This window comes from Shewanella sp. 8A (genome assembly GCF_023475945.1).
Lineage (GTDB): Bacteria > Pseudomonadota > Gammaproteobacteria > Enterobacterales > Shewanellaceae > Shewanella > Shewanella xiamenensis.
In genome coordinates, this window is sequence record NZ_JAMDJP010000071.1 from 1 (window position 1) to 1,870 (window position 1,870).

1 protein-coding gene is annotated in these 1,870 nt (G+C 62.1%); it reads right to left on the bottom strand.

Annotated elements, in window-relative coordinates:
- Positions 1-33: 33 nt before the first annotated feature.
- Positions 34-1,870, bottom strand: a 1,837-nt coding sequence (locus M0413_RS22520; protein ID WP_044305166.1) for a Tn3 family transposase, incomplete at its 5' end; no start/stop codon positions are given.

Here is a 1,870-nt window from a genome sequence, read left to right on the forward strand (position 1 = left end):
GGGGTCGTTTGCGGGAGGGGGCGGAATCCTACGCTAAGGCTTTGGCCAGCGATATTCTCCGGTGAGATTGATGTGTTCCCATCCGAGCGGCGAAACATGGGCCAAGAGATCGGGCGATAGCAGCTTTCCATCGCGTTTCTGGTTTGCAACGACCTCGCCGAGCTTCATGGTGTTCCAGAAGATGATGATGGCGGCGAGCAGATTCATGCCGGCGATGCGGTAATGCTGGCCTTCGGCGGAACGGTCGCGGATTTCACCGCGGCGGTGGAAGCTGATTGCCCGCTTCAGCGCATGATGAGCTTCGCCTTTGTTGAGCCCGATCTGGGCACGCCGTTGGAGTTCGGCATCCAGAATCCAGTCGATCATGAACAGGGTGCGCTCGACGCGACCGACTTCCCGCAGGGCTGTCGCGAGCTCGTTCTGCCGCGGATAGGAGGCGAGTTTCCGCAGAATCTGGCTTGGCGCGACGGTCCCGGCAGCAATGGTGGCGGCGATGCGCAGGATGTCGGGCCAATTGCGCTCGATCATGGCTTGGTTGACCTTTCCGCCGATCAACGCTCGCAGGTGCGCCGGGGCGGCCGACGGATTGAACGCGTAGAGCCGTTTGGATGGCAGGTCGCGGATGCGCGGAGCGAACCGGTAGCCGAGAATGGCACATGCGGCAAAGACGTGATCGGTGAAGCCGCCCGTGTCGGTGAACTGCTCGCGGATATGGCGTCCAGCATCGTTCATCAGCAGGCCATCGAGGATGTAAGGCGCTTCGCTTGCCGTTGCAGGAATCACCTGGGTTGCGAACGGCGCATATTGGTCGGAGACGTGGCTATAGGCTTTCAGGCCCGGGGTATTGCCATATTTCGCGTTGACCAGGTTCATGGCCTCACCTTGCTCTGTAGCGACGAAGAACTGTCCGTCGCTCGAAGCCGACGTGCCCATGCCCCAGAACCGGGCCATGGGTAACGCTGCCTGTGCCTCGACCACCATGGCCAGCGCCCGGTCATAGGCTTCGCCCTCGACATGCCACCGTCCAATGCGGATCAATTCCCAGAAGGTGTGGGTGTTTGTCGCATCCGCCATTTTGCGCAAGCCGAGGTTGATCCCTTCCGCCAAGATAACGTTCATTAGCCCGATCCGGTCAGCGCAGGGTGCTCCTGTGCGCAGATGGGTGAACGCTTCGGTGAAGCCGGTCGCCGCATCCACCTCCAGCAGGAGATCGGTGATGCGCGTGGGCGGGATCTGCTTGTAGAGATCGAGCACCAGATCTTCGGCGCCTGTCGGCGCGGCGGCTTCGAGTTTCTCGATATGCAGAACGCCGTTTTCAATCGACCCGCCCGGGATCGTGCCTGCGCGAGCGGCACGGCCAAGCTCGCGCAACCGCATGTCGAGGCGAGCTTGCCGGTCTGCCAGCCATTCCTCCGGCCGCAATGGCACAGCGAGACGACCGCCTTCCGCGATGGCTTGTGCCGGAACGAGTGCGTGTTTCAGATCGCCATAGCGCCGGGACCTAGTAAGCCAGACATCTCCGGAGCGGAACGCATCGCGCAGATGGAACAGCACCGCGATCTCCCATAGGCGAGCGTCGCCAGCCCTCTGGGCCCGAAGGTGGCGATGCCATTTCGAGCTGGGCCGCAAGAAGCTGGTCATCGCGGCATCGTTCAAACCGGTACGAAGGGCCGTCACCGCTTCCAGAAGCGGCAGTGCAACGGGCGCAGCTCGCAGATCGAGCAGGCGCAACATGCGTGGAGCGTATCGGCGGAAGCGGTGATAACCGTCGAGCACATGATTGAGCGGATCGTCGGCCATGGTGGCGGTCAGCCTGGTTGCCATTGCAACAAGGGTTTTTAAGCCGTCCCACCCTGACCCACTCGCGATG